This is a genomic window from Streptomyces sp. NBC_01237, from assembly GCF_035917275.1.
Taxonomy (GTDB): Bacteria; Actinomycetota; Actinomycetes; order Streptomycetales; family Streptomycetaceae; genus Streptomyces.
Genome location: NZ_CP108508.1, coordinates 5,588,053 through 5,607,597, shown reverse-complemented (window position 1 = coordinate 5,607,597; position 19,545 = coordinate 5,588,053). Strand labels below are relative to the sequence as shown.

20 protein-coding genes are annotated in these 19,545 nt (G+C 68.7%); 12 read left to right on the top strand and 8 right to left on the bottom strand.

The window, feature by feature from the left end; translation table 11 throughout:
- Position 1: 1 nt before the first annotated feature.
- Genes OG251_RS25170 through OG251_RS25155 form a run of 4 tightly spaced genes read right to left on the bottom strand, consistent with a single transcriptional unit; the run spans position 2 to position 3,600 of the window.
- A complete protein-coding gene (locus OG251_RS25170) occupies positions 2–433 on the bottom strand; it encodes an arsenate reductase/protein-tyrosine-phosphatase family protein (RefSeq protein ID WP_326681408.1) in 432 nt (143 codons plus the stop codon).
- Positions 433–1,566, bottom strand: coding sequence for a DegT/DnrJ/EryC1/StrS family aminotransferase (locus OG251_RS25165; protein ID WP_326679258.1), 1,134 nt, complete (start codon positions 1,564–1,566; stop codon positions 433–435). Before OG251_RS25165 ends, OG251_RS25170 begins: the two co-directional genes overlap by 1 nt.
- A complete protein-coding gene (locus OG251_RS25160) occupies positions 1,563–2,573 on the bottom strand; it encodes an ATP-grasp domain-containing protein (RefSeq protein ID WP_326679257.1) in 1,011 nt (336 codons plus the stop codon). Before OG251_RS25160 ends, OG251_RS25165 begins: the two co-directional genes overlap by 4 nt.
- Entirely contained in the window at positions 2,563–3,600 is a 1,038-nt protein-coding gene (locus OG251_RS25155) for a dTDP-glucose 4,6-dehydratase (protein WP_326679256.1), read from the bottom strand. The genes OG251_RS25160 and OG251_RS25155 overlap by 11 nt, the downstream gene beginning before the upstream one ends.
- Positions 3,601–3,801: 201 nt before the next feature.
- Between OG251_RS25155 and OG251_RS25150 the strand changes: the two genes are divergently transcribed.
- From OG251_RS25150 to OG251_RS25140, 3 genes are all read left to right on the top strand, one after another.
- Entirely contained in the window at positions 3,802–5,148 is a 1,347-nt protein-coding gene (locus OG251_RS25150; protein ID WP_326679255.1) for a helix-turn-helix domain-containing protein, read from the top strand.
- A 304-nt stretch (positions 5,149–5,452) separates the two neighbouring features.
- Positions 5,453–6,871: an AAA family ATPase gene (locus OG251_RS25145; protein WP_326679254.1), complete on the top strand. Its 1,419-nt coding sequence runs from the start codon at positions 5,453–5,455 to the stop codon at positions 6,869–6,871.
- The gene (locus tag OG251_RS25140; RefSeq protein ID WP_326679253.1) at positions 6,868–7,500 is read left to right on the top strand and encodes a hypothetical protein; all 633 of its coding nucleotides are present in this window, start codon (positions 6,868–6,870) and stop codon (positions 7,498–7,500) included. The genes OG251_RS25145 and OG251_RS25140 overlap by 4 nt, the downstream gene beginning before the upstream one ends.
- 385 nt (positions 7,501–7,885) lie before the next feature.
- Here the strand turns inward: OG251_RS25140 and OG251_RS25135 are convergent, their stop codons facing one another.
- The 3 genes from OG251_RS25135 to OG251_RS25125 all read right to left on the bottom strand — a co-directional run bounded on the left by OG251_RS25135 (position 7,886) and on the right by OG251_RS25125 (position 11,154).
- Complete coding sequence (locus OG251_RS25135; protein WP_326679252.1) at positions 7,886–8,479, bottom strand: hypothetical protein; 594 nt, start codon at positions 8,477–8,479, stop codon at positions 7,886–7,888.
- Between the two features lie 91 nt (positions 8,480–8,570).
- Complete coding sequence (locus tag OG251_RS25130) at positions 8,571–9,401, bottom strand: DUF4328 domain-containing protein (protein WP_326679251.1); 831 nt, start codon at positions 9,399–9,401, stop codon at positions 8,571–8,573.
- 136 nt (positions 9,402–9,537) lie between these two features.
- Positions 9,538–11,154, bottom strand: a complete 1,617-nt coding sequence (locus OG251_RS25125) for a beta-N-acetylhexosaminidase (protein WP_326679250.1) — start codon at positions 11,152–11,154, stop codon at positions 9,538–9,540.
- Positions 11,155–11,631: 477 nt separating this feature from the next.
- Here OG251_RS25125 and OG251_RS25120 point away from each other — a divergent pair, with 477 nt between their 5' ends.
- The 6 genes from OG251_RS25120 to OG251_RS25095 all read left to right on the top strand — a co-directional run bounded on the left by OG251_RS25120 (position 11,632) and on the right by OG251_RS25095 (position 16,590).
- Positions 11,632–12,180, top strand: a complete 549-nt coding sequence (locus OG251_RS25120; protein WP_326681407.1) for a 2-oxo-4-hydroxy-4-carboxy-5-ureidoimidazoline decarboxylase — start codon at positions 11,632–11,634, stop codon at positions 12,178–12,180.
- A 249-nt stretch (positions 12,181–12,429) separates the two neighbouring features.
- Positions 12,430–12,810 (top strand): succinate dehydrogenase, cytochrome b556 subunit, encoded by a 381-nt coding sequence (sdhC, locus tag OG251_RS25115; protein ID WP_266803265.1) that lies wholly within the window; start codon positions 12,430–12,432, stop codon positions 12,808–12,810.
- A 5-nt stretch (positions 12,811–12,815) separates the two neighbouring features.
- Positions 12,816–13,292 carry a succinate dehydrogenase hydrophobic membrane anchor subunit gene (locus OG251_RS25110; protein ID WP_073718236.1) on the top strand — a complete coding sequence of 159 codons (477 nt, stop codon included), beginning with the start codon at positions 12,816–12,818 and terminating at the stop codon, positions 13,290–13,292.
- A gap of 30 nt (positions 13,293–13,322) precedes the next feature.
- Positions 13,323–15,077 carry a succinate dehydrogenase flavoprotein subunit gene (gene sdhA / locus OG251_RS25105; protein ID WP_326679249.1) on the top strand — a complete coding sequence of 585 codons (1,755 nt, stop codon included), beginning with the start codon at positions 13,323–13,325 and terminating at the stop codon, positions 15,075–15,077.
- Positions 15,077–15,853 carry a succinate dehydrogenase iron-sulfur subunit gene (locus tag OG251_RS25100; protein ID WP_326679248.1) on the top strand — a complete coding sequence of 259 codons (777 nt, stop codon included), beginning with the start codon at positions 15,077–15,079 and terminating at the stop codon, positions 15,851–15,853. Before sdhA ends, OG251_RS25100 begins: the two co-directional genes overlap by 1 nt.
- A 143-nt stretch (positions 15,854–15,996) precedes the next feature.
- Complete coding sequence (locus OG251_RS25095; RefSeq protein WP_073718239.1) at positions 15,997–16,590, top strand: hypothetical protein; 594 nt, start codon at positions 15,997–15,999, stop codon at positions 16,588–16,590.
- Between the two features lie 56 nt (positions 16,591–16,646).
- On the opposite strand, the gene OG251_RS25090 is transcribed toward OG251_RS25095, so the two are convergent.
- Positions 16,647–17,156, bottom strand: coding sequence for a MarR family winged helix-turn-helix transcriptional regulator (locus OG251_RS25090; protein ID WP_326679247.1), 510 nt, complete (start codon positions 17,154–17,156; stop codon positions 16,647–16,649).
- A gap of 106 nt (positions 17,157–17,262) precedes the next feature.
- Between OG251_RS25090 and OG251_RS25085 the strand changes: the two genes are divergently transcribed.
- From OG251_RS25085 to OG251_RS25075, 3 genes are all read left to right on the top strand, one after another.
- Positions 17,263–18,591, top strand: coding sequence for an MFS transporter (locus OG251_RS25085; RefSeq protein WP_326679246.1), 1,329 nt, complete (start codon positions 17,263–17,265; stop codon positions 18,589–18,591).
- A 66-nt stretch (positions 18,592–18,657) separates the two neighbouring features.
- Positions 18,658–19,092, top strand: a complete 435-nt coding sequence (locus OG251_RS25080; RefSeq protein ID WP_326679245.1) for a hypothetical protein — start codon at positions 18,658–18,660, stop codon at positions 19,090–19,092.
- 5 nt (positions 19,093–19,097) lie between these two features.
- The gene (locus tag OG251_RS25075) at positions 19,098–19,532 is read left to right on the top strand and encodes a thiol-disulfide oxidoreductase DCC family protein (RefSeq protein WP_326679244.1); all 435 of its coding nucleotides are present in this window, start codon (positions 19,098–19,100) and stop codon (positions 19,530–19,532) included.
- The last annotated feature ends 13 nt before the right edge of the window (positions 19,533–19,545 follow it).

The window sequence follows — 19,545 nt, the reverse complement described above, 5'->3', positions numbered from 1 at the left end:
GCTAAGCGATCCGTCCACCGGTATGAAGTACGGTGCCGACTTCAATGAGCACAGCGCACTCATGGAACGCAGCGCCGTCCTGGCCCATCGGGTCGGGCACGTCCCGGCCAGCAAGGTAGAGGCGCAGTTTGTTCTCGTTCTCCGGACCGCAGACGACCTGGAGGGCGGCAAGAACGGAGACGTCCATGGCGAGTACTGTGTCCGCCCACTCCAGCATGTCGAGGCTGATCTGCTGGGCGCGGTGGGCAGTGAGGTCGTAGCCCAGCCGCCGCGCAGCGTTGATCATGGCGGAATGGGCTGGTTGGTCCTGCCATTTGCCGATCAGTCCGGCCGAGCGGACGGCCATATGTGGTCCGCCCCGTCGAGCGAGAGCAAGCTGAGCGAAGGGGCTACGGCAGTAGTTCCCCAGACACACGACGAGCAGATTCGACATCATGAGCCGCCTGTGGCCTTGAGTGCGTGTCCGAGGGTGGTCACCACTCGGTGGACCTCTGCCTCGGTGAGGTGCTGGTGGAAGGGCAGGCTCAGGATTTCCCGGCTGACCCGTTCGGTGGCGGGCAGGTCACGCGTCCAGCGTGCGAAGGCGGGCTGAAGGTGGTTGGGCGGGTAGTGAACGCCGACGCCGATACTCCTCGCCCGGAGGTGGGCGAATACGTAGTCCCTGTGCGGCACGCGTACCTGACACAGGTGCGGCACCGTGTGGCCGAGGTCGACGTCGACGAGCGTCACCCCCTCCAGCGCGTCCAAGGCATCGCTGTAGGTGCGCCACAGATGCCGCCGGGAGCGCACAGTGGCGTCGAAATGGTCTAACTGCGCCAGCCCGATGGCGGCGTTGATGGACGAGAGCTGATACCGCAAGCCGAAACCTTCCACCTGGTAGCTGGTGGTCTCAGCGCGCTCGCTCTGGGACTGCGTGACGCCCAGCATGCGGAGTCGGCGGACAGCGGCGGCCTCCTCGGGCGTACGGGGGATGACTGCCCCGCCTTGGCCACAAGTCAGATTCTTGACCGGTCCGAAGGAAAAGCACGTCAAGGCCGTGTCGTCGGCACCGACGTGTTTGGATCCGCGGTGAGAGCCGAAGGCATGGGCGGCGTCCTCGATGATCACGATGCCCCGCTCCGCCAGCTCCTCGCGAATGGAACTGAGGTCGACGGCCCGGCCACCGAAGAGCACCGGCAGCACGGCGGCCGTGTCGTCGGTGACTGCGTCCATGACGAGTTGCGGGGTGACGCACGACGTCGCCGGGTCTACGTCGATGAACCGCGGGGCGGCGCCTACAGCCCGGATGGCCTGCACAGTGGCACAGAACGTCATGGACGGCACGATTACCTCGTCGCCGAGGCCGATGCCTGTGGCCAGCAGGGCGCTGTGCAGGGCAGCGGTACCGGAACTGACGGCCACCACGTCGGGTACGCCGAGGTACGCGGCGATCCGCCTCTCGAATTCGGCGGTGAGGTCAGTGTGTCCGTACTGGCCGGCCTCCAGGACTCGGACGACAGACGCTGCCTCACGTCCGTAGAGGTATGGGGAGGCGTTGCGCCGGGCGTCGGGGGTGGTCAGGCTCATGTAGTTACCCCGTTCATAGCGATGCGCTTCAGGTCGGTCGTCTCACCGACGGCCAACGTCTCGACATAGTTGGTCAGGAAGACCCCTGTCCGGTAGGTCAGACGGTCATGGTCGACCGGGAGGCCGAACAGCCCGTTGACCATTTGGCCGACCAGGTCAGCTCCGGCCGCCTCGGTCAGCGGGAAACCACCGGCGATCCGGACGTTCAGTTCGGTGATGGTGACCTGCCCGTCTGCCTGGATGAAGCCTTGTACGCAGCACAGGCCCTCGGCACGTACAGCACGTAGGGCGGCCAGCACGGGATCGAGCACGGCGGAGTCGCGGAAGGTGGTGGAGACTGCTGCGAGCCCGGCCTTCACCAGGTCCCGGCGGCGCAGGATCGCCGACGCTCGGCCCGTGCGGTCCACCAGGCAGTCTGCCGTGAACTCGGTTCCGTACACCCTCTCCTGCACCAAGGCATCAGGAACCACCTCGCTCAGGAGCAGGGCGTGCTCCTTCTTCTCGACGAAGTGGACGTGCTGGGCGCCGTGGCCGCGCCGGGGCTTGACCACCAACTGCGTGTTCTCGGGGACCCGGTCGAGGGTGTCGCCCCACCAAGACCGAGGGGTAGGCACTCCGCTCTCGGTGAGCACGCGATGAAAGGCTGCCTTGTCGATGCATGTGTGTACCGATGCAGGTTCGGGCAGCCACATACGCACGCCGATCTCCTCCAGCCGAGAACTCATGCGCAACAGCGGCGGAAGATCGTTCTCGATGGCGGGTACCACCGCTTGTACCGCCAGCGCCCGGCACAGCCCGGTCATGCGGGCCCGGTAGTCGCGGTCGTCAGCCGTCGGAATGAGCTGCGGCACGACTTGCGGGAGCAGGAAGCCTGGGGCAAGAGGGTTGGCGTCGGCAGCGATGACTCGGTGGCCGAGACGGATAAGACTCCGGGCGAGCCCGAAGCCGGGGTTGGCTCCAGTCCCGGTGACCAGGATTCGGCGCGGCGCGATCGGGTCAGCAGGCACGGTCGCCCTCCAGAAGTGCGAGCGCGGGGCAGAAGGCCGACGGAGCGGAGCGCCGCAGACCACCGCTCGCGAGCGGGGCCCACCAGTCAGGGTTGCGGCGGTACCACTCGGCGGTTTCAGCCAGCCCATCCTCCAGGCCGTGAGTAGGCCGGTATCCGAGGTGGTTGCGAGCCTTGGACCAGTCGATCGAGTAGCGGACATCGTTTGACGGTCGGTCGGGGATGTACGTGACCGCATCCCACGTCGCGCCGCAGATGTTCAGCAAGTGGCCGGTCAGTTCCTTGCTGGACAGGTCAGTGCCTCCACCGAGGTTGTAGATCTCCCCCGGCTCCCCACCACGCAGCACCGCTTCGATCCCGGCACAGTTGTCTTCTACGTGCAGCCAGTTACGTACGTGCTGCCCCCGGTCGTGGAGAGTGACGGGCGCTCCTCGCAAGAGCCGGGTCACGAAGAGCGGGATGATCTTTTCCGGGTACTGGTAGGGCCCGTAGTTGTTGCTACTGCGAGTTACACACAATGGGAGCCCAAGGGTCTGGTGAGCGCCCAGGGCTACCAGGTCGGCGGCCGCCTTCGACACCGCGTATGGGACCGAGGGGCGCATGGGTGAAGCCTCGGTCGCTGCTCCCTTCGGCAGCGGGCCGTAGACCTCGTCGGTCGACACGTGGACAAATTTGGCGATGCCGTGGCGGTGAGCCGCGTCCACTAGCACCCGGGTACCGAGAACATTCGTGGAGAGAAACCCGTCGGCCGCGTCATAGGAGCGATCGACGTGGGACTCGGCCGCGAAATGCACCACTGCTGTGGGACCGGACGCCATCAAGTTGTCAACAGCAGTTGCGTCTCGGATGTCACCATGGACGAACCGGAGCTTGTCCGACAAGAACGCCATGCCCAGGTTCTCGATGTGACCGGCATAGGTGAGGGCGTCGAGCACGGTCACGCGGGCGACGTCCTTGGCCTGGATGATTCGCTTGACGAAGTGCGAGCCGATGAAGCCCGCACCTCCAGTGACGAGTACGTGTTTCATGCACGCCTCCCGGAAGAGTGGCGGCCCGGCACATCACGCAGAGAGGCGATGTCCGTAGACCGTCGAGAGATGCTCGGAGTCTCACCGAGCTGCCTCCACAGTGGGCCGCACACCTCGTTGGAGTCTGTATCCCCGATGTGGGCCCGCTCTGTGAATCGGGCCGCTACGGTGCCGTACAGACACCAGAGTTAGGGGGTGTGTATGACGACGGAAGCGGTACGACATCCCCTGACCTACGTTCGCCAACAGCGCGGGTGGAGCATGGAAAAGCTCGCCCATCACCTGAACCTGGCCGCGCAACGCCGCGGTCTTCGCATCGCTGCCGACCGCAGTCGCATCTACCGGTGGGAACACAGGCGGGTAGGCACTCCCAGCGACCTCTATCAAGAGCTGCTGGCCGACGTTCTGGGCATCGATTCCGCCCGATTGCGGACCGTGGCATGGCCATGGTGGCTCCCCGCCTACGCTCGCCCATTACCCTTCAGCTCAGTCGGCGTCCGCGCCGCCCACACGGAGTTATTGGTGGATCTCGACCAGTCTGACCGCCGCACCTTCCTCGTCCTCGCCGCCGGATCCTTAGTCGGAATGGCAACCGAATGGGCCCGCGTCGAACCCGAACGTCTGGCCGGGGCTCTGGCTGGGCGCCGCGTCGACGAAAGCCTGCTCACCTGGCTGGAGAGCAGCGTCGAACATCTCCCCGGCCTGGCGAACACATCCCCTCAGGAGTGCGCCGACCTTCTCGGCGCGGCCATGCGCGTCGCCATCGGTCTGCTCGGCTCAGCCCGCTACGACGAGCCCACCGGCCGTCGCCTGCATACGGTCCTGGCTCAGGCAGCCCAGAGCGCCGCCTGGCTCCACTTCGACCAAGGCCGCCACGCCTCGGCACAACACCACTGGCGCACTGCCTTGCACTCCGCGCACAGCGCCGACAACCGCGACCTGGGAGCCGGAGTCCTCTCCGACCTCGCCTACTCGGCCACCTGGCTCGGCCATCCCGGTGAGGCGGTCGAGATCCTCTCCCTTGCCCGCACGCGAACCCGCCACGCGACCGCCCGCGCCCTGCTGGACGTACGCCGGGCTCGCGCCCTCGCGGTCCTCCAGGACGATGCAGGCACCGCCCGAGCCCTCAATGACGCCGCACACCAGCTGGAGCGTGGCAGAGCACAATCCGCACCCCCGTGGGTGTCCTGGATGTCATCCGCTGACCTCGCCGTCGACGCCGGGCGCTGCTGGCTGGATCTGGAAGATCCACGGCGAGCCACAGCCGCGTTGGAGGAGGGCCTGGGCTTGCTGGTTCCCGAACGGGAGAGAACCCGCGCCATCATGCTCACCTATCGTGCCCAGGCTGCGCTCGCCGGCCATGACGTCGACGCCGCCGTGGCGGACACACGGACAGCTCTGGACACCGCTCTGGGCACAGGTGCTTCACGTTGCCTCGACCTGGTGCGCGGCACCCTGTGGGAGTCGCTTGAACCACACAAGGGCGAAACCGCCGTTCGAGACCTGCGCTCGTACGCACACCAGCAGTTGACGTCTGTGCGTGCATGAACAGCCTGCCCGGGCACGGACACGCTGGGCGGATCGCGTGACCAACGTGTGACCGACGCATCTGGGCCTTCACCCGATCGCCCCGGGCCAACGCGTCGCACCGTCCCGGATGCGCGTATACGGACACCGCTCTTCGACGCTGCCCGTACCGGGCCATCACACGCTGCGGAACCATGTATGCCGGAACGCGGGGTAGCCAGATAGTGACCAAGCGCAGGAAGAGGCTGCCTACGCATTGGCGGTATGGCGGCCCCTCCTCGCCAGTAGGCTTGTTGGAACCGCTCGACGAACTTCCGGAGGCCGCATGCTGACACGCATCGAAGTCCACGGGTTCAAGAACCTACTGGACCTGTCTATCGACTTCGGCCCCTTCACCTGCATCGCAGGGGAGAACGGCACCGGCAAGTCGAACGTTTTCGACGCCATCCAGTTCCTCTCCCTCCTCGCCGACCAGTCGATGATGGAGGCGGCCCAGGAGGTTCGAGGCGTACATGGCGAGCGTCAAGGTGACCCGCGTGACCTATTCTGGAAGGGCTTCGAGCCCGGCAACCACCGGATGCGGTTCGCTGCCGAGATGATCGTTCCGTTGCACGTGCAGGACGACTTCGGCCGGGCCGCGAAGGCCAGCAGCACCTTCTTGCGGTACGAACTGGAAGTCGGCTATCAGGAGCCGTCCGGACTCGACCGCTTTGGGCGCCTCACGCTCCTCCACGAGACGCTGGCCCACATCACCAAGGGCAAGGCTCCGCAGCACCTTCGCTTCCCTCACAGTGCGAAGCAGTTCCGCGACACCGTCATCCAGGGGCACCGTAGCGGCGCGCCGTTTATCTCGACGACCACCGAAGCCGAAGAGTCGATCGTCAAGATTCACCAGGACGGTGGCAGCCGAGGCCAGCCCAAGCCGGCTGCGGCATCCCGGGCGCCAGCGACAGTCGTCTCCACCATCACCAGCAGCGATGACCCGACCATCCTCTCGGCTCGCCGTGAAATGCAGTCCTGGCGACGGCTTGCCCTGGAACCATCCGCTCTGCGCCGGTCCGACCGATACGTGGACCCGCACGTGATGGGCGCCGACGGCTCTCATCTGCCAGCGACCCTCTTTCGCGTGGCCCACGACACTCCCGGAGCGGATCCCAGCCAGGTATACGCCCGGGTTGCGGGACGCCTTTCGGACCTGACCGGTATCCATGTCCGTGATCTTGATGTCGATCAGGACGAGGTTCGGCAACTCCTCACGGTCAACGTGCACGAGGTGGCTGGCATGACGCTGCCTGCGCGCAGCCTCTCCGAAGGCACCCTGCGCTTTCTGGCACTTTGCGTTCTGCTCGAAGACTCGTCCGTACGTGGACTGGTCTGCATGGAAGAACCCGAGAACGGCATCCACCCAGCGAACCTCAACGCCATGGTCGACTTGGTACAGGACCTTGCCGTGGATCCGTCAGAAGAACCCGGCGCAGACAACCCGTTCCGGCAGGTGCTGATCAATACGCATTCACCCGGTGTCGTACAACTCGTCGGCAACGAGGATCTCCTGTTCGCCGACACTGCAATGCACAGAGGCGAGAATGGCACTCTGAACCGCGCCTTGCGCCTGCGTCCACTCGCCGGTACCTGGCGGGCCAATAGAGTGACGAGCAGCAGCTTCGTGACGAAAGCCGACATCCTTCCCTATCTCACCACGCCCGTCGGAGCGCAACTCACGCTGAGCGGGGACGCCGCGTGACCGCTCGTGTCCTGTTCATCGGCGAAGGCAGCAGCGACAACGGCCTCGTCCCACATATCGAGTCGATTGCCGTTCGTAAGGGACTCGACGTCTCGGTCACAGTCCCCGACTTCGGTCTGCTCCGACTGCCGACCGGGCACTCCGTACCAGACAAGCTCCGGGCCGCCCGCGCACTCGGAGGGAGCTACGACTTGGCAGTGGTACAACGGGATGCTGACCGAGGTCCTGCCCAGGACCGCGAAGACGAGATCGAGAAAGCGGTGGACGTCGAGTGGCCAGGCCTTCAGCACGTCGCCGTTGTGCCCGTCCGCATGCTGGAAGCCTGGCTCCTCCTCGACGAAGCGTGCCTGCGTCAAGTCGCCGAGAACCCTCGTGGGCGCGTCGGCCTTGATCTCCCCAAGGGTATGGCGGCGGAGAATATCGCCGACCCGAAACAGCTCCTCAAAGATTCGCTCGCGCGGGCGAGCGAGTACAAGGGGCGCCGCCTCGCTCAGTTCCAGAAGCGCTTCTCGCAGCACCGGCTGCGCATGTTGGAGCTCCTGGACCCCGAGGGATCCGTCACCTGCCTTCCATCGTGGCGTGCTTTCGTTGAGGACCTCGACGCTGCATTCGAGGTCCTCAACGAATGACCCACACGAGCACGCTCCGCTATTCGGTTGCTTCACGGTGCCTCGACCTGGTGCGCAGCACCCTGCGGGAGTCACTCGAACCCACAAGGGCGAAACCGTCGTTCGAGACCTGCGCTCGTACGCACGTCAGCGGCTGATGCCCGTGCGTGCGTGAACAGTCTGCCCGGGCGCCGGACGAGCTGGGCGCATCGCATGACCAACGCGTGACCAACAGCACCCAGGAACAGACAGAAACACCTGAAAACAGGCCGAGACAGCCGGAAGCCAGAAACCGGAACCTAGACGGCAAACTCGCAGGTCAGAGGGCGGCTGCGCATGAGTGCGGCCAGGGGTGGCGGCCCCGGTCGTCGTCCCTCGGCCGCCGCCCAGGCCCGGCGACGGGCCGTCAGTCCTGGCCCCTGGCCCTGCGCGACATCACCGCACGCAGCACCCGTCGGCCCTCGGTCGACAGGACCAGCGCCCGGTGCAGTCCTGCGCCGCTGCCCGGCGTGCCGGCGGTCTCCGCGAGGATCTCCAGGATCTGTATCTGGCGGCGCAGCTCCCCCGCGACGAGCGGGCCCGCGCCGCTCTCCTCCCCGGCACGGCAGCGCTTCAGCAACTGCTCGTCCCCGTACGCGTCGTACCGCGCGGGCTCCCCCGCCGGGGAGTCGCACCGCAGATGGATCTCCAGGGCGACGAGCGAGCAGGCGTCGGCCCACTGCCGCAGCGGTACGGCGGTGAAGTCCGAGGGGGCCGCGTCGAGCAGGGCGCGTACCGGTGCGCTGGTGGCGTCCGCGTTGCCGTCGGCCGCTGTCGCGGTGCGGGCGGCCGTGAGCCGGGTGGCCCATTCCCGCCCGTCCTGGCAGCTCGCCCAGAGCGGGCGCAGCGGTTCCGGTCCCGCCGCCCCGTCGAGCGGTGGCAGGCAACGGTCCAGGCAGGCGAGCCCTGCGGCGGCGAGCGCCCGCTCGTCGGCATGCGCGATCAGTTCCAGCAGACTCATTCGACGTCTCCCTCGGTCGTACCGCGTACTGCGCCGGGTGGCTGAAAATCGTCAGTTGCGGCGACAGAGTACGGGTGACGTACGGGTGACTTCAGGCCAGGTGCCTGCCACCCCGCGCCATCTGCGCGGATATCGGCGTCGAGCCGAGCGCGGCCCGCTCGCCCTGCATCCAGGTCAGCCGGCGGACGAAGAGGAGGGCGAGCACGGCGGCCACGACGCCCAGGACGTCGGACGCCACGACCAGCGTGGCCGCGTCCGCGATCTCCCGCGGCAGCACGGCCGACGAGTAGCGCCCGGAGGCGAAGCGGCCGAAGAGCGTCCAGCAGACCCAGGACGCCCACCACAGGTTGAGCGGGGCGCGGGAGACGGTGCGCCCGCCGGGGTCGCCGAGGGTCTGGGCGCCTGTGGTCCAGACGCCGGCGGCGACCCGGTACGGCAGCCAGAGGTTGCCGAACGGCACGAACCAGCCGCCCACGGCCCAGCCCGGCCGCATCGTGTGTGCGCTCGCGTCGAAGATCTCGGCGTTCTGCCGCACCCGGCAGAACCAGATGATGAACACGACGGCGGTGGCCAGCAGGGTCAGCACCTGCGCGCTGCCGGCGAAGTAGTACAGCCGGTCCGCCCGGTCGGCCTCGTCCAGGCGGACGGCCAGGAAGCCGTCGTCGAGGCCCCCGGCGAGCAGGGAGCGCATGTTCAGTCCGGCGGCCACGGCGAACAGGTCGGCCGCGATGACGGCGCAGAGCAGCACCACGACGGCTTTCGAGAGACCGACGGGTGATTCCAGCCGCCCGGCGGACTCCCCCGGCGGCACGGCGCCCGCCGCCATCAGCCCGTCCGGCGGCGCCGGACGGGTACCGGAGCAGAAGGTGCAGCGGCCGTCGGCGGTGACGGCCGTTCTGGTGCGGCAACTGGTGCAGAGCATGATGCGGAACCCCCCAGGGCACGGATAAAGGATGCGTGGACCTCGCGTCCCTCCCCAGGGCGCGCGGCAGGCGGAACCTATCTCCGGTGCTCCGGGCTGTCCACGGCGTTCCCGTCGGCACCGCTGCCCGGAATCCTCAGCCCGGCGCGTCGATCTCTTCTGCCAGCTTCTGGAACTGCTCCCAGCTCAGCGCGGGCTTCCGCGGGTCCCAGAGCTTCTGGGACGTCGCCCGCAGCGGCATCCGGATGCCCTGGGCCACCTGCTGCGCGGTCTGCGCCCGCGGCAGATCGCCCCAGACCGCGAACCTGCCGCCGAGGATCTGCTTCGAGTAGCGGGTGGGCACGGGCCGGGTACCGCGCAGGACGAGGGGGGTCCACTGCTCGTAGATCCGCTTGCCGGTCGGATAGACGAAGGTGTTGGGCTGGCCGAGTACGTAGTAGAGGAATTCGTCGTTGAGGTTCACCACCGGCCGTCCCTCGCCCAGGTACTCCTCCGGCGGCCGGGCGCCGATCTCCTTGCCCGTCCAGTACTCGACCTCGATGTCCTTGTCCGCGTGGACGCTGCCGCCGCGGAAGAAGCCGTCGTTCCACGCCTTGGCCGTGCGGCCCTTGGCCCGGACCACCGCCGCGCGGTCGTTGAGCCAGCCGGTGGCCAGGTCCTTGATCGTGGCCTGCGCGCCGTACTTCTGCCGGGCGGCGGTGAGCAGCTGCGGGTACGAGGCGGCGGGGTCCCGCACCGTCAGCGCGCGGTACTCGTCCGCGCCCAGCTGCCAGTACGCGCCGCCGAACAGTTCGGTGTACTCGTCGAGGAGTTCGTCGATGAGTTCCGCCGAAGCCGGCTTCGAGATGTCGATGGACCCGGTGGACACCACCCCCTGCGCGTTGCGCAGCTGGAGGTCGGGGTAGGCGCGCAGCACGGCGCCGAGGTGGCCCGGCGAGTCGATCTCCGGGACGACGTCGATGTGCAGGCTCGTGGCGAGGCCGACGATGCGGCGGACCTCGGCCAGGGTCAGGTGCTCGGGCGAGACGATCTCGGGGTGGGACTCGGACTCGATCCGGAACGCCTGGTCGTCGGAGAAGTGCAGGCCGAGCTGGTTGAGCTTGAGGTCGGCCATGTCACGCAACCGGGCCTCGATCCAGGCCGCGCTGTAGTACTTGCGCGCGATGTCGAGGTTGAGGCCGCGCTGCGGCCGGTCGGGAGCGTCGCTCACGACGCCCTCCGGCACGGTGCCGTCGGCGCGCAGCGACTGCTTGAGGGTGCGCGTGCCGTAGAAGACGCCCGCCTGGTCGGGCCCGCTGATCCTCACCCGCCGGTCGCGGGTGGTGAGGGTGTACGACTCCGGGGTGCCCTTGCCCGGCGTACCGAGGGCCAGTTCGACGTCACCGGCGCGGGCGGCGACGGCGCCCCGGTAGCGGATCTTCAGCTCCCCGGCGAGCAGCCGCGCCTCGTCCGCCAGCACTTCGCTGCCGTCGGCGACGACGACCGTGCTGTCGGGTCCCGGCTTCCAGCCGGGGCCCCGGGCGGCGGTGTGCTCGCGCACGGCGGGGATGGTGCGGGGCGCCTCGGACAGCGGGTAGCTGCGGCTGGGGGACGGTGAGAGCGAGGAGGAGGTCCGCGACGACGCCGCGTCGCCGGTGGACGCCCCGGGGCCGGAGTCGGAGCTGTCCGGCCAGACGACGACAACGGCGAGGGTGACGGCGGCTGCGGCCGTGACGGCCGCACCGGCCACGAGGGCACCGCGTGGGGGCGACATCGGTCAGAATCCTCCGGATCGGGGGCGGTGGGGGACGAGCGGGAGAAGGACGAAGAGGGGGACAGAAGGACTTATTGGGGCATTTACTCTCATCATTCACCTTTCGCCCGCCGCGTGTCGGCCGGGCGACGGACGGTCCCGGACTCCTGTCGTCGCACGCAGCCCCCTCACGGGCGGGCGCTCACCGCACGACACCGGGCGTCGGCGTCCGCGCCGTCAGGTGTCCATCAAACGTTCCGAAACTCTCCCATCCGGGTGATTTTCCCCGCGTCCTGCGGACGGCCGCCGCCCGGTCTCGCTAGCGTTGGAACACAATCGTCCCTCCCTTCACTCTGACCCCACGTGCAACCTCGTTGCTCTCAAGCCCCTCTCCAGGGTCACAGATGTCGTTGATTCGAGGAGTCCACGCTGTCCAGGTCCAGCGAGCCCCACGCCGGCCTGCCGAAGCGATCACCGCAGCCGGCCGGGCGGACGGCCATACCCGTCCAGTGCCGCGGCCAGGCCCCCTCGCCCGCACCCGTCCCGGCGCCGCCCGGCGATCACGCGACCGGTCTCGGCCGTCTCAACGCCGCGCCGCGCGCCGCCGCCGAAGCCGCCCTGCTGGAGTGCTGCGGCAGCCGCCGCTGGGCCCAGCGGATGGCCGCGCATCGCCCGTTCCCGGATCTCGGCGCCCTGCTCGCCGCCTCCGACGAGGCGGGCTACGACCTGTGCCCCACGGACATCGCCGAGGCGCTCGCCTGCGAGCCCGCCCCCTGTCTGCGCCATGACGCGCCGCGCGCCGCCCATCTGGCGCTGCGGGCCGCGCACGCGGCGTACGAGAGCCGCTTCGGCCATGTCTTCGTGATCAGCCTGGACGCGTCCCGCCCCTCGCGGCAGGTGGACCAGGTGCTGGCCGGCATCCGGACCCGGCTGGCCCACGACCCGGACGAGGAGCGGGCCGTGGCGGCGGACGAGATGCGACGACTCGCCCGGGGCCGCATCATCGAGCTGGTGACGGCCGCGGGCCGGGACGACGGCCCGTTCTAGCCACCGGGCCGGGCCGCGGTGCGGCGGCGGCCCGAGCCGCCGCAACGGCCCGAGCCGGGTACGTTCCTTTTCGTCCGCTCTAGCCCGTCCGTGCCTGTTTGATTGCCACTTTGATCACACCAGAGGCCCCGGCGCGAACGAACCGACAAAGCGTCGCTACGATGGCCGGGGCCGGTGGACCGTACCCGGCCGGGTCAGACCGACAGTCAAGCCGGCCGACCCCAATCCCCGCTCCCGGAGGGTTCTTCCGTGCCGGCTGGAACGCTGTACCGCGGCCGGGAAGGCATGTGGTCCTGGGTGGCTCATCGAGTCACCGGTGTCCTCATTTTCTTCTTCCTGTTCGTACACGTCCTGGACACCGCTCTTGTCCGTGTCTCCCCCGAGGCCTACGACGAAGTCGTGGCCACGTACAAGACATGGCCTGTCGCGCTCCTCGAATACGGCCTCGTGGCCGCGATTCTCTTTCATGCGCTGAACGGTCTCCGCATCGTCGCCGTGGACTTCTGGGCCAAGGGCCCGCGCTTCCAGAAGCAGATGCTCTGGACCGTGCTGGGCATCTGGATCGTGCTGATGGTCGGGGCCCTGTACCCCGTTCTCGGCCACGCCGTACGCGAACTCTTCGGGAGCTGAGGCCCATGTCCACCGAGACCTCTTCCGCGATCGGTGACGTCGAAGGCGTGAGCCTGTACGACGTCGACCACCCGGCCCCGGTGATCGAGCCCCCGCGCAAGCGGACGGGCAAGACCCCCAAGGGTTCGCGCACCAATTTCGAGATGTACGCCTGGCTCTTCATGCGCCTGTCGGGCATCGTCCTGGTCGTCCTGGTCATCGGCCACCTGCTGATCCAGCTGGTGCTCGACGGCGGTGTCTCCAAGATCGGCTTCGCCTTCGTGGCGGGCCGCTGGGCCTCGCCGTTCTGGCAGGTCTGGGACCTCACGATGCTGTGGCTCGCCATGCTTCACGGCGCCAACGGCCTCCGTACGGTCATCAACGACTACGCCGAACGGGACAACACCCGCTTCTGGCTGAAGATGCTGCTGTACACCGCCACGGTGTTCACCGTCCTGCTGGGCACGCTGGTGATCTTCACCTTCGACCCGAACATCCGCTAGGCGCCGGGACAGAGGGACCAGAGGAAAACCATGCAGATCCACAAGTACGACACCGTCATCGTCGGCGCCGGCGGCGCCGGCATGCGCGCGGCCATCGAGTCGACCAAGCGCAGCCGTACCGCCGTGCTGACGAAGCTGTACCCGACCCGCTCCCACACGGGCGCCGCGCAGGGCGGCATGGCCGCCGCGCTCGCCAACGTGGAAGAGGACAACTGGGAGTGGCACACCTTCGACACGATCAAGGGCGGCGACTACCTGGTCGACCAGGACGCCGCCGAGATCCTGGCGAAGGAGGCCATCGACTCGGTCCTCGACCTGGAGAAGATGGGCCTGCCGTTCAACCGCACGCCCGAGGGCAGGATCGACCAGCGCCGCTTCGGCGGCCACAGCCGTAACCACGGCGAGGCCCCGGTCCGCCGGTCCTGCTACGCCTCGGACCGCACCGGCCACATGATCCTCCAGACGCTGTACCAGAACTGCGTCAAGGAGGGCGTGGAGTTCTTCAACGAGTTCTACGTCCTGGACCTCCTGCTCCAGGAGGTCGACGGGGTCAAGAAGTCCGCGGGTGTCGTCGCCTACGAGCTGGCCACCGGCGAGATCCACGTCTTCCAGGCGAAGTCGGTCATCTTCGCCTCCGGCGGCACCGGCAAGTTCTTCAAGGTGACGTCGAACGCCCACACCCTGACCGGTGACGGCCAGGCCGCCGCGTACCGCCGCGGTCTGCCGCTGGAGGACATGGAGTTCTTCCAGTTCCACCCGACGGGCATCTGGCGCATGGGCATCCTGCTGACGGAGGGCGCCCGCGGTGAGGGCGGCATCCTCCGCAACAAGGACGGCGAGCGCTTCATGGAGAAGTACGCGCCCGTCATGAAGGACCTCGCGTCCCGTGACGTCGTGTCCCGCTCCATCTACACGGAGATCCGTGAAGGCCGCGGCTGCGGTCCGGCGGGCGACCACGTCTACCTGGACCTCACCCACCTGCCGCCGGAGCAGCTGGACGCGAAGCTCCCGGACATCACCGAGTTCGCGCGTACGTACCTCGGCATCGAGCCCTACACGGACCCGATCCCGATCCAGCCGACCGCGCACTACGCCATGGGCGGCATCCCGACCAACGTCGAGGGCGAGGTGCTGGCCGACAACACCACCGTCGTCCCGGGCCTGTACGCCGCCGGCGAGGTCGCCTGTGTCTCCGTGCACGGCGCCAACCGTCTGGGCACCAACTCGCTGCTCGACATCAACGTCTTCGGGCGCCGGTCGGGCATCGCCGCCGCCGAGTACTCCGCGAAGAACGACTTCGTCGAGCTTCCCGAGAACCCGGCCCAGCAGGTCATCGACCAGGTCGAGCGGCTGCGCGACTCCAACGGCACCGAGCGGGTGGCCGTGCTCCGTCTGGAGCTGCAGGAGTGCATGGACGCCAACGTGATGGTCTTCCGCACCGAGCAGACGATCAAGACGGCGGTCGACAAGATCGCCGAGCTGCGCGAGCGCTACCTGAACGTGTCCATCCAGGACAAGGGCAAGCGGTTCAACACCGACCTGCTGGAGGCCATCGAGCTGGGCAACCTGCTCGACCTGGCCGAGGTCATGGCGACCTCCGCGCTGGCCCGCAAGGAGTCCCGCGGCGGCCACTACCGCGAGGACTACCCGAACCGCGACGACGTCAACTTCATGCGCCACACCATGGCGTACCGCGAGGTCGCGGACGACGGCACCGAGTCGATCCGACTCGACTACAAGCCCGTCGTGACGACCCGCTACCAGCCGATGGAGCGTAAGTACTGATGGCTACCCCGACACTGGACAAGGCCGGCGCCGCCGACAAGCCCGAGGCGGGCTTCGCCGACTCCCCGTACATCACGGCCACGTTCCGGATCCGCCGCTTCAACCCCGAGGTGTCGGACGAGGCGCAGTGGCAGGACTTCCAGATCGAGATCGACCCGAAGGAGCGTGTTCTCGACGCCCTTCACAAGATCAAGTGGGATGTCGACGGCACGCTGACCTTCCGGCGCTCCTGCGCGCACGGCATCTGCGGCTCCGACGCGATGCGGATCAACGGCAAGAACAGGCTCGCCTGCAAGACGCTGATCAAGGACATCAACCCGGAGAAGCCGATCACGGTCGAGGCCATCAAGGGCCTCACGGTCCTCAAGGACCTCGTGGTCGACATGGAGCCGTTCTTCCAGGCGTTCCGCGACGTCATGCCCTTCCTCATCACCAAGGGGAACGAGCCGACCCGCGAGCGTCTGCAGTCCGCCGAGGACCGCGAGCGCTTCGACGACACCACCAAGTGCATCCTGTGCGCCGCGTGCACGTCGTCCTGCCCCGTGTTCTGGAACGACGGGCAGTACTTCGGCCCGGCCGCGATCGTCAACGCGCACCGTTTCATCTTCGACTCGCGCGACGAGGGCGGCGAGCAGCGCCTGGAGATCCTCAACGACCGTGACGGTGTGTGGCGTTGCCGCACGACGTTCAACTGCACGGACGCCTGCCCGCGTGGCATCGAGGTCACCAAGGCGATCCAGGAAGTGAAGCGCGCGCTGATCACGCGTCGCTTCTGACCTTCCCGGTCCGTCCACCGGCCGTACCCCAAGAGGCCCCGTTTCCCGCAGTGTTGCCGCGGGAAGCGGGGCCTCTTGCTGCGCCGTCCGGGTGTGGACGGTACGGTCGTGCGGAGCTGAAGACCGAAGAGAACGGGGATCTCGTGACCGAGCCCAATCCGTACGCGGACGACTCATACAAGTGGGGCCCGCCCCAGCAGCCGGGCCACCCGCCCACCGTGGCGGACGGGCAGGGTTACGGGTATCCGGCACCGGGCGCGGCTCCCGCGTACGGCTATCCGCAGCCCCTGCCGGACTCCGCGACCCAGCCGGGTCCGGGGTACGGCTATCCGGGCCCCGGTCAGCCGGCCCCCGGCCACCACCTCCCGGTGCAGCAGGGCATGCCCGGCGGCGGGGTGCCGATGCTGTCCTTCGGCGACATCACCGTCATGAACGACTCGATCGTGACGCCGTCCGGGACGATGCCCCTCAAGGGCGCCGTGTGGACGGCGACCGACATGTCGCGCACGGAGGAGAAGATCCCGCCGGTCGCGATCGTGCTGGCGATCGTCTTCGCCCTGCTGTGCCTGATCGGCCTGCTCTTCCTCCTGATGAAGGAGAAGAAGACCACCGGCTTCATCCAGGTCACGGTCACCAGCGGGGGCCGGCACCACTCGACGATGATCCCGGCGATGGGGCCCGAGACGTTCCCCATGGTCATGGCACAGCTCAACACCGCCCGTTCGATGAGCGCCTGAGTCCGCCGGGACGCCGGTAGCACCGGCGTCCGGCGCGCTCCCGGCCCACTCCTGTCTCACTCCCGGCCGACGCCGTCCCGGCCCTCCGCGGCGACCATGATGCGCCGCAGCATGTCGTTGAGCCGGGTGCGCTCGCCGGGGTCGAGGACACCGAGCAGCCGGTGCTCCTCGTCGCCGAGGAAGTCCATCGCGCCCCGCCAGGTCGAGCGGCCCGCCTCGGTGAGCTCGACGACGACCCGCCGCCGGTCCGTGGTGGACTGCGTGCGGCGGACGAACCCGCGCTTCTCCAGCGCGTCGAGGCGGCCGGTGACGGAGGCCGGGGCGAGGTCGAGGTCGGCGGAGAGTTCGGAGGGCGCCGCCACGCCGCCGCGTCCGGCGAGCTTGTGGAGCGTGTCGAACTCCTGACGGTCCAGGTCGAGATCGACGAGCGACTGCTCGCGCGCCCGGCGCAGGTGCACGGAGATCTTCTTCATCCGGGTGACCGCGCCCTCGACCTCGGGATCGAGACCGGGCAGGACCGGCCTCCACCGCTCCACATGCCCGTCGGTCCAGTCGCGTTGCTCCATAGCGAAATCGTACGCCCGCCCCCTTGTCCGGTCCCCGGCATCGGCACCCGTCCGCCCCTAGGTATTTCGTTGACGAATTATTCGATTCCGAAATACATTGACGGTCATGCCCCACCCCCTGCGCACGCGCGCCTTCCGCCTCCTGTTCGTCGGACGCACCCTCTCCCTCCTCGGCGACGCAGCGATCCCCGCCGCCCTCACGCTCGCCGTCTACGAGGCCACCGGATCGACCGGGGCACTCGCCCTCGTCCTGGCCTGCGCGATGATCCCCAAGCTGCTCCTGCTGCCGCTCGGCGGCGTCATCGGCGACCGCTTCAACGCCCGTACGGTCGCCCTGCTCACCGACCTCGTCCGGTGCGCGACCCAGATCTTCGTCGGCGCAGAACTGCTCGGCGGATCGCCGGAGCTGTGGCAGATCGCGGTGGCCGAGGTGTTCGGCGGCGCGGCGGGGGCCTTCGCCATGCCGACCGTGTCGCCGCTGATCCGCTCCACCGTCGCCCCCTCGGGACTGCTGCGCGCCAACTCCCTGATGGCGGTGGCCGTCAGCGCGACCCGGTTCGGCGGCCCGGCACTGGCCGGGACGCTGGTCCTCACCGTGGGGCCCGGCTGGGCGTTCCTGCTGGACGGTGCGACCTTCGCCGTCAGCGCCGCGCTGCTCGGCGCCATCGACGTCGAGAAGGCGCCGATTCCCCGGAGGTCCTTCACGGCGGACCTCAAGGAGGGCTGGGGCGAGGTCCGCTCCCGCGACTGGTACTGGACCAGCCTCGTCGCCCACGCCGCCTGGAACGGCGCGGCGGCCGTCCTGGCGACGCTCGGACCGGCCCTCGTCGTCGGCGGGCAGGGCGGCAGGGGCACCTGGATCGCCCTGCTCCAGGCCGGGTCGGCCGGCCTGTTGCTCGGCTCCCTGCTCGCGGGCCGGGTCCGGCCGCGCCGACCGGTCCTGGTCGCCAACCTGGCCCTCGCCACGTACGCCTTCCCGCTCGTCCTGCTCGCCGCCGACGCCCCCCACTGGCTGACCATCGCGTCGTACGGCGTCGCGCTGGCGGGCCTGGGCTTCCTCGGCCCCGTGTGGGACACCGCGGTGCAGTCCGCGATACCCGCCCACGCGCTGGCCCGGGTGACCTCGTACGACTGGCTGCTCTCGCTGGGCGCGATGCCGCTGGGCTACGTACTGGCACCGCTCGCCGCGTCCGCCTGGGGCCCGGAGGCCCCGCTGCTCGTCGCCGCGGTCGCGGTCGGGGCCGCGTGCCTGGCGACTGCCGCGGTGCCGGGCGTACGGAAGTTCGGGCCGCCGGCCCCGGAGCCGAAGGCGGCGGAAGGGCCGGAGGGTTCGGAGGGGGTCAAGGGGCCGGAGGGTTCGGAGGGTTCGCAGCAGTCCAAGGGGTCGGAGCCTTCGGGGAGTTCGGTGGCGGAGCGCACAGGGACCCCGTCTTGAACATGTTCAAAGTCAGGTCTACAGTCCATGACAACAGCTTTTGAACACGTTCAAGGGAGCCGGGGCATGGACCTCACCGTTGTCGCGTACGTCATCTATCTGCTGATCAGCGTCGCTCTCACCATCTGGGTCGCCCGCACCCTCAGCCGCAACGGCAAGGTGTTCCTCGCGGACGTGCTGCACGGGAACGAGAAACTCGCCGACGCCGTCAACCACCTGCTGGTGGTCGGCTTCTACCTCGTCAACCTGGGCTTCGTGACCCTCTACCTGAAGAACGCCGACAGCGTGGCCGACGCCCGCAGTCTCTTCGACGCCCTCTCCACGAAGGTCGGCGTCGTGCTGCTCGTGCTCGGCGGAATGCACCTCGCCAACGTCTACGTACTGAACAAGATCCGCCGCCGCGGCATGATGGAGCGCGAGCAGACCCCGCCGGTGCCGCCGCAGGGCTGGACCGGGCCCACCCCGCAGGGCCCGTGGGCCGCCCCCGCCACCGGACGGTGAGCCGGATGACCGCAGCCGGAGCCCGCACCCCGGTCACACGCCTCACCGTGCTCTACGACGCGCAGTGCGCCCTCTGCGTCCATGTACGCCACTGGCTGCTGAAGCAGCGCCGGCTCATACCGCTGGACCTCGTGCCGGCCGCCTCCGAGGAGGCGCGCCGGCGCTTCCCCGGCCTCGACCACGCGGGGACGCTCGACGAGATCACGGTCATCGGCGACCGGGGACAGATCTACCGCGGGACCGCCGCCTGGATCGTCTGTCTCTGGGCGCTCGCCGAGCACCGGCCCAAGGCCCACTGGCTGACCACCCCGGCGGGCCGGCCGTTCGCCCGTGCGACCGTGCTCGCCGCGGCGAAGTACCGCTCGGTGACCGCCCCCTCGTGCGGCGACGGCGGCGGGGCCTGCGAAGTCCCGGTCATGGGTGCCGAAACGGGCGGATAGCCTGGGGACCGTG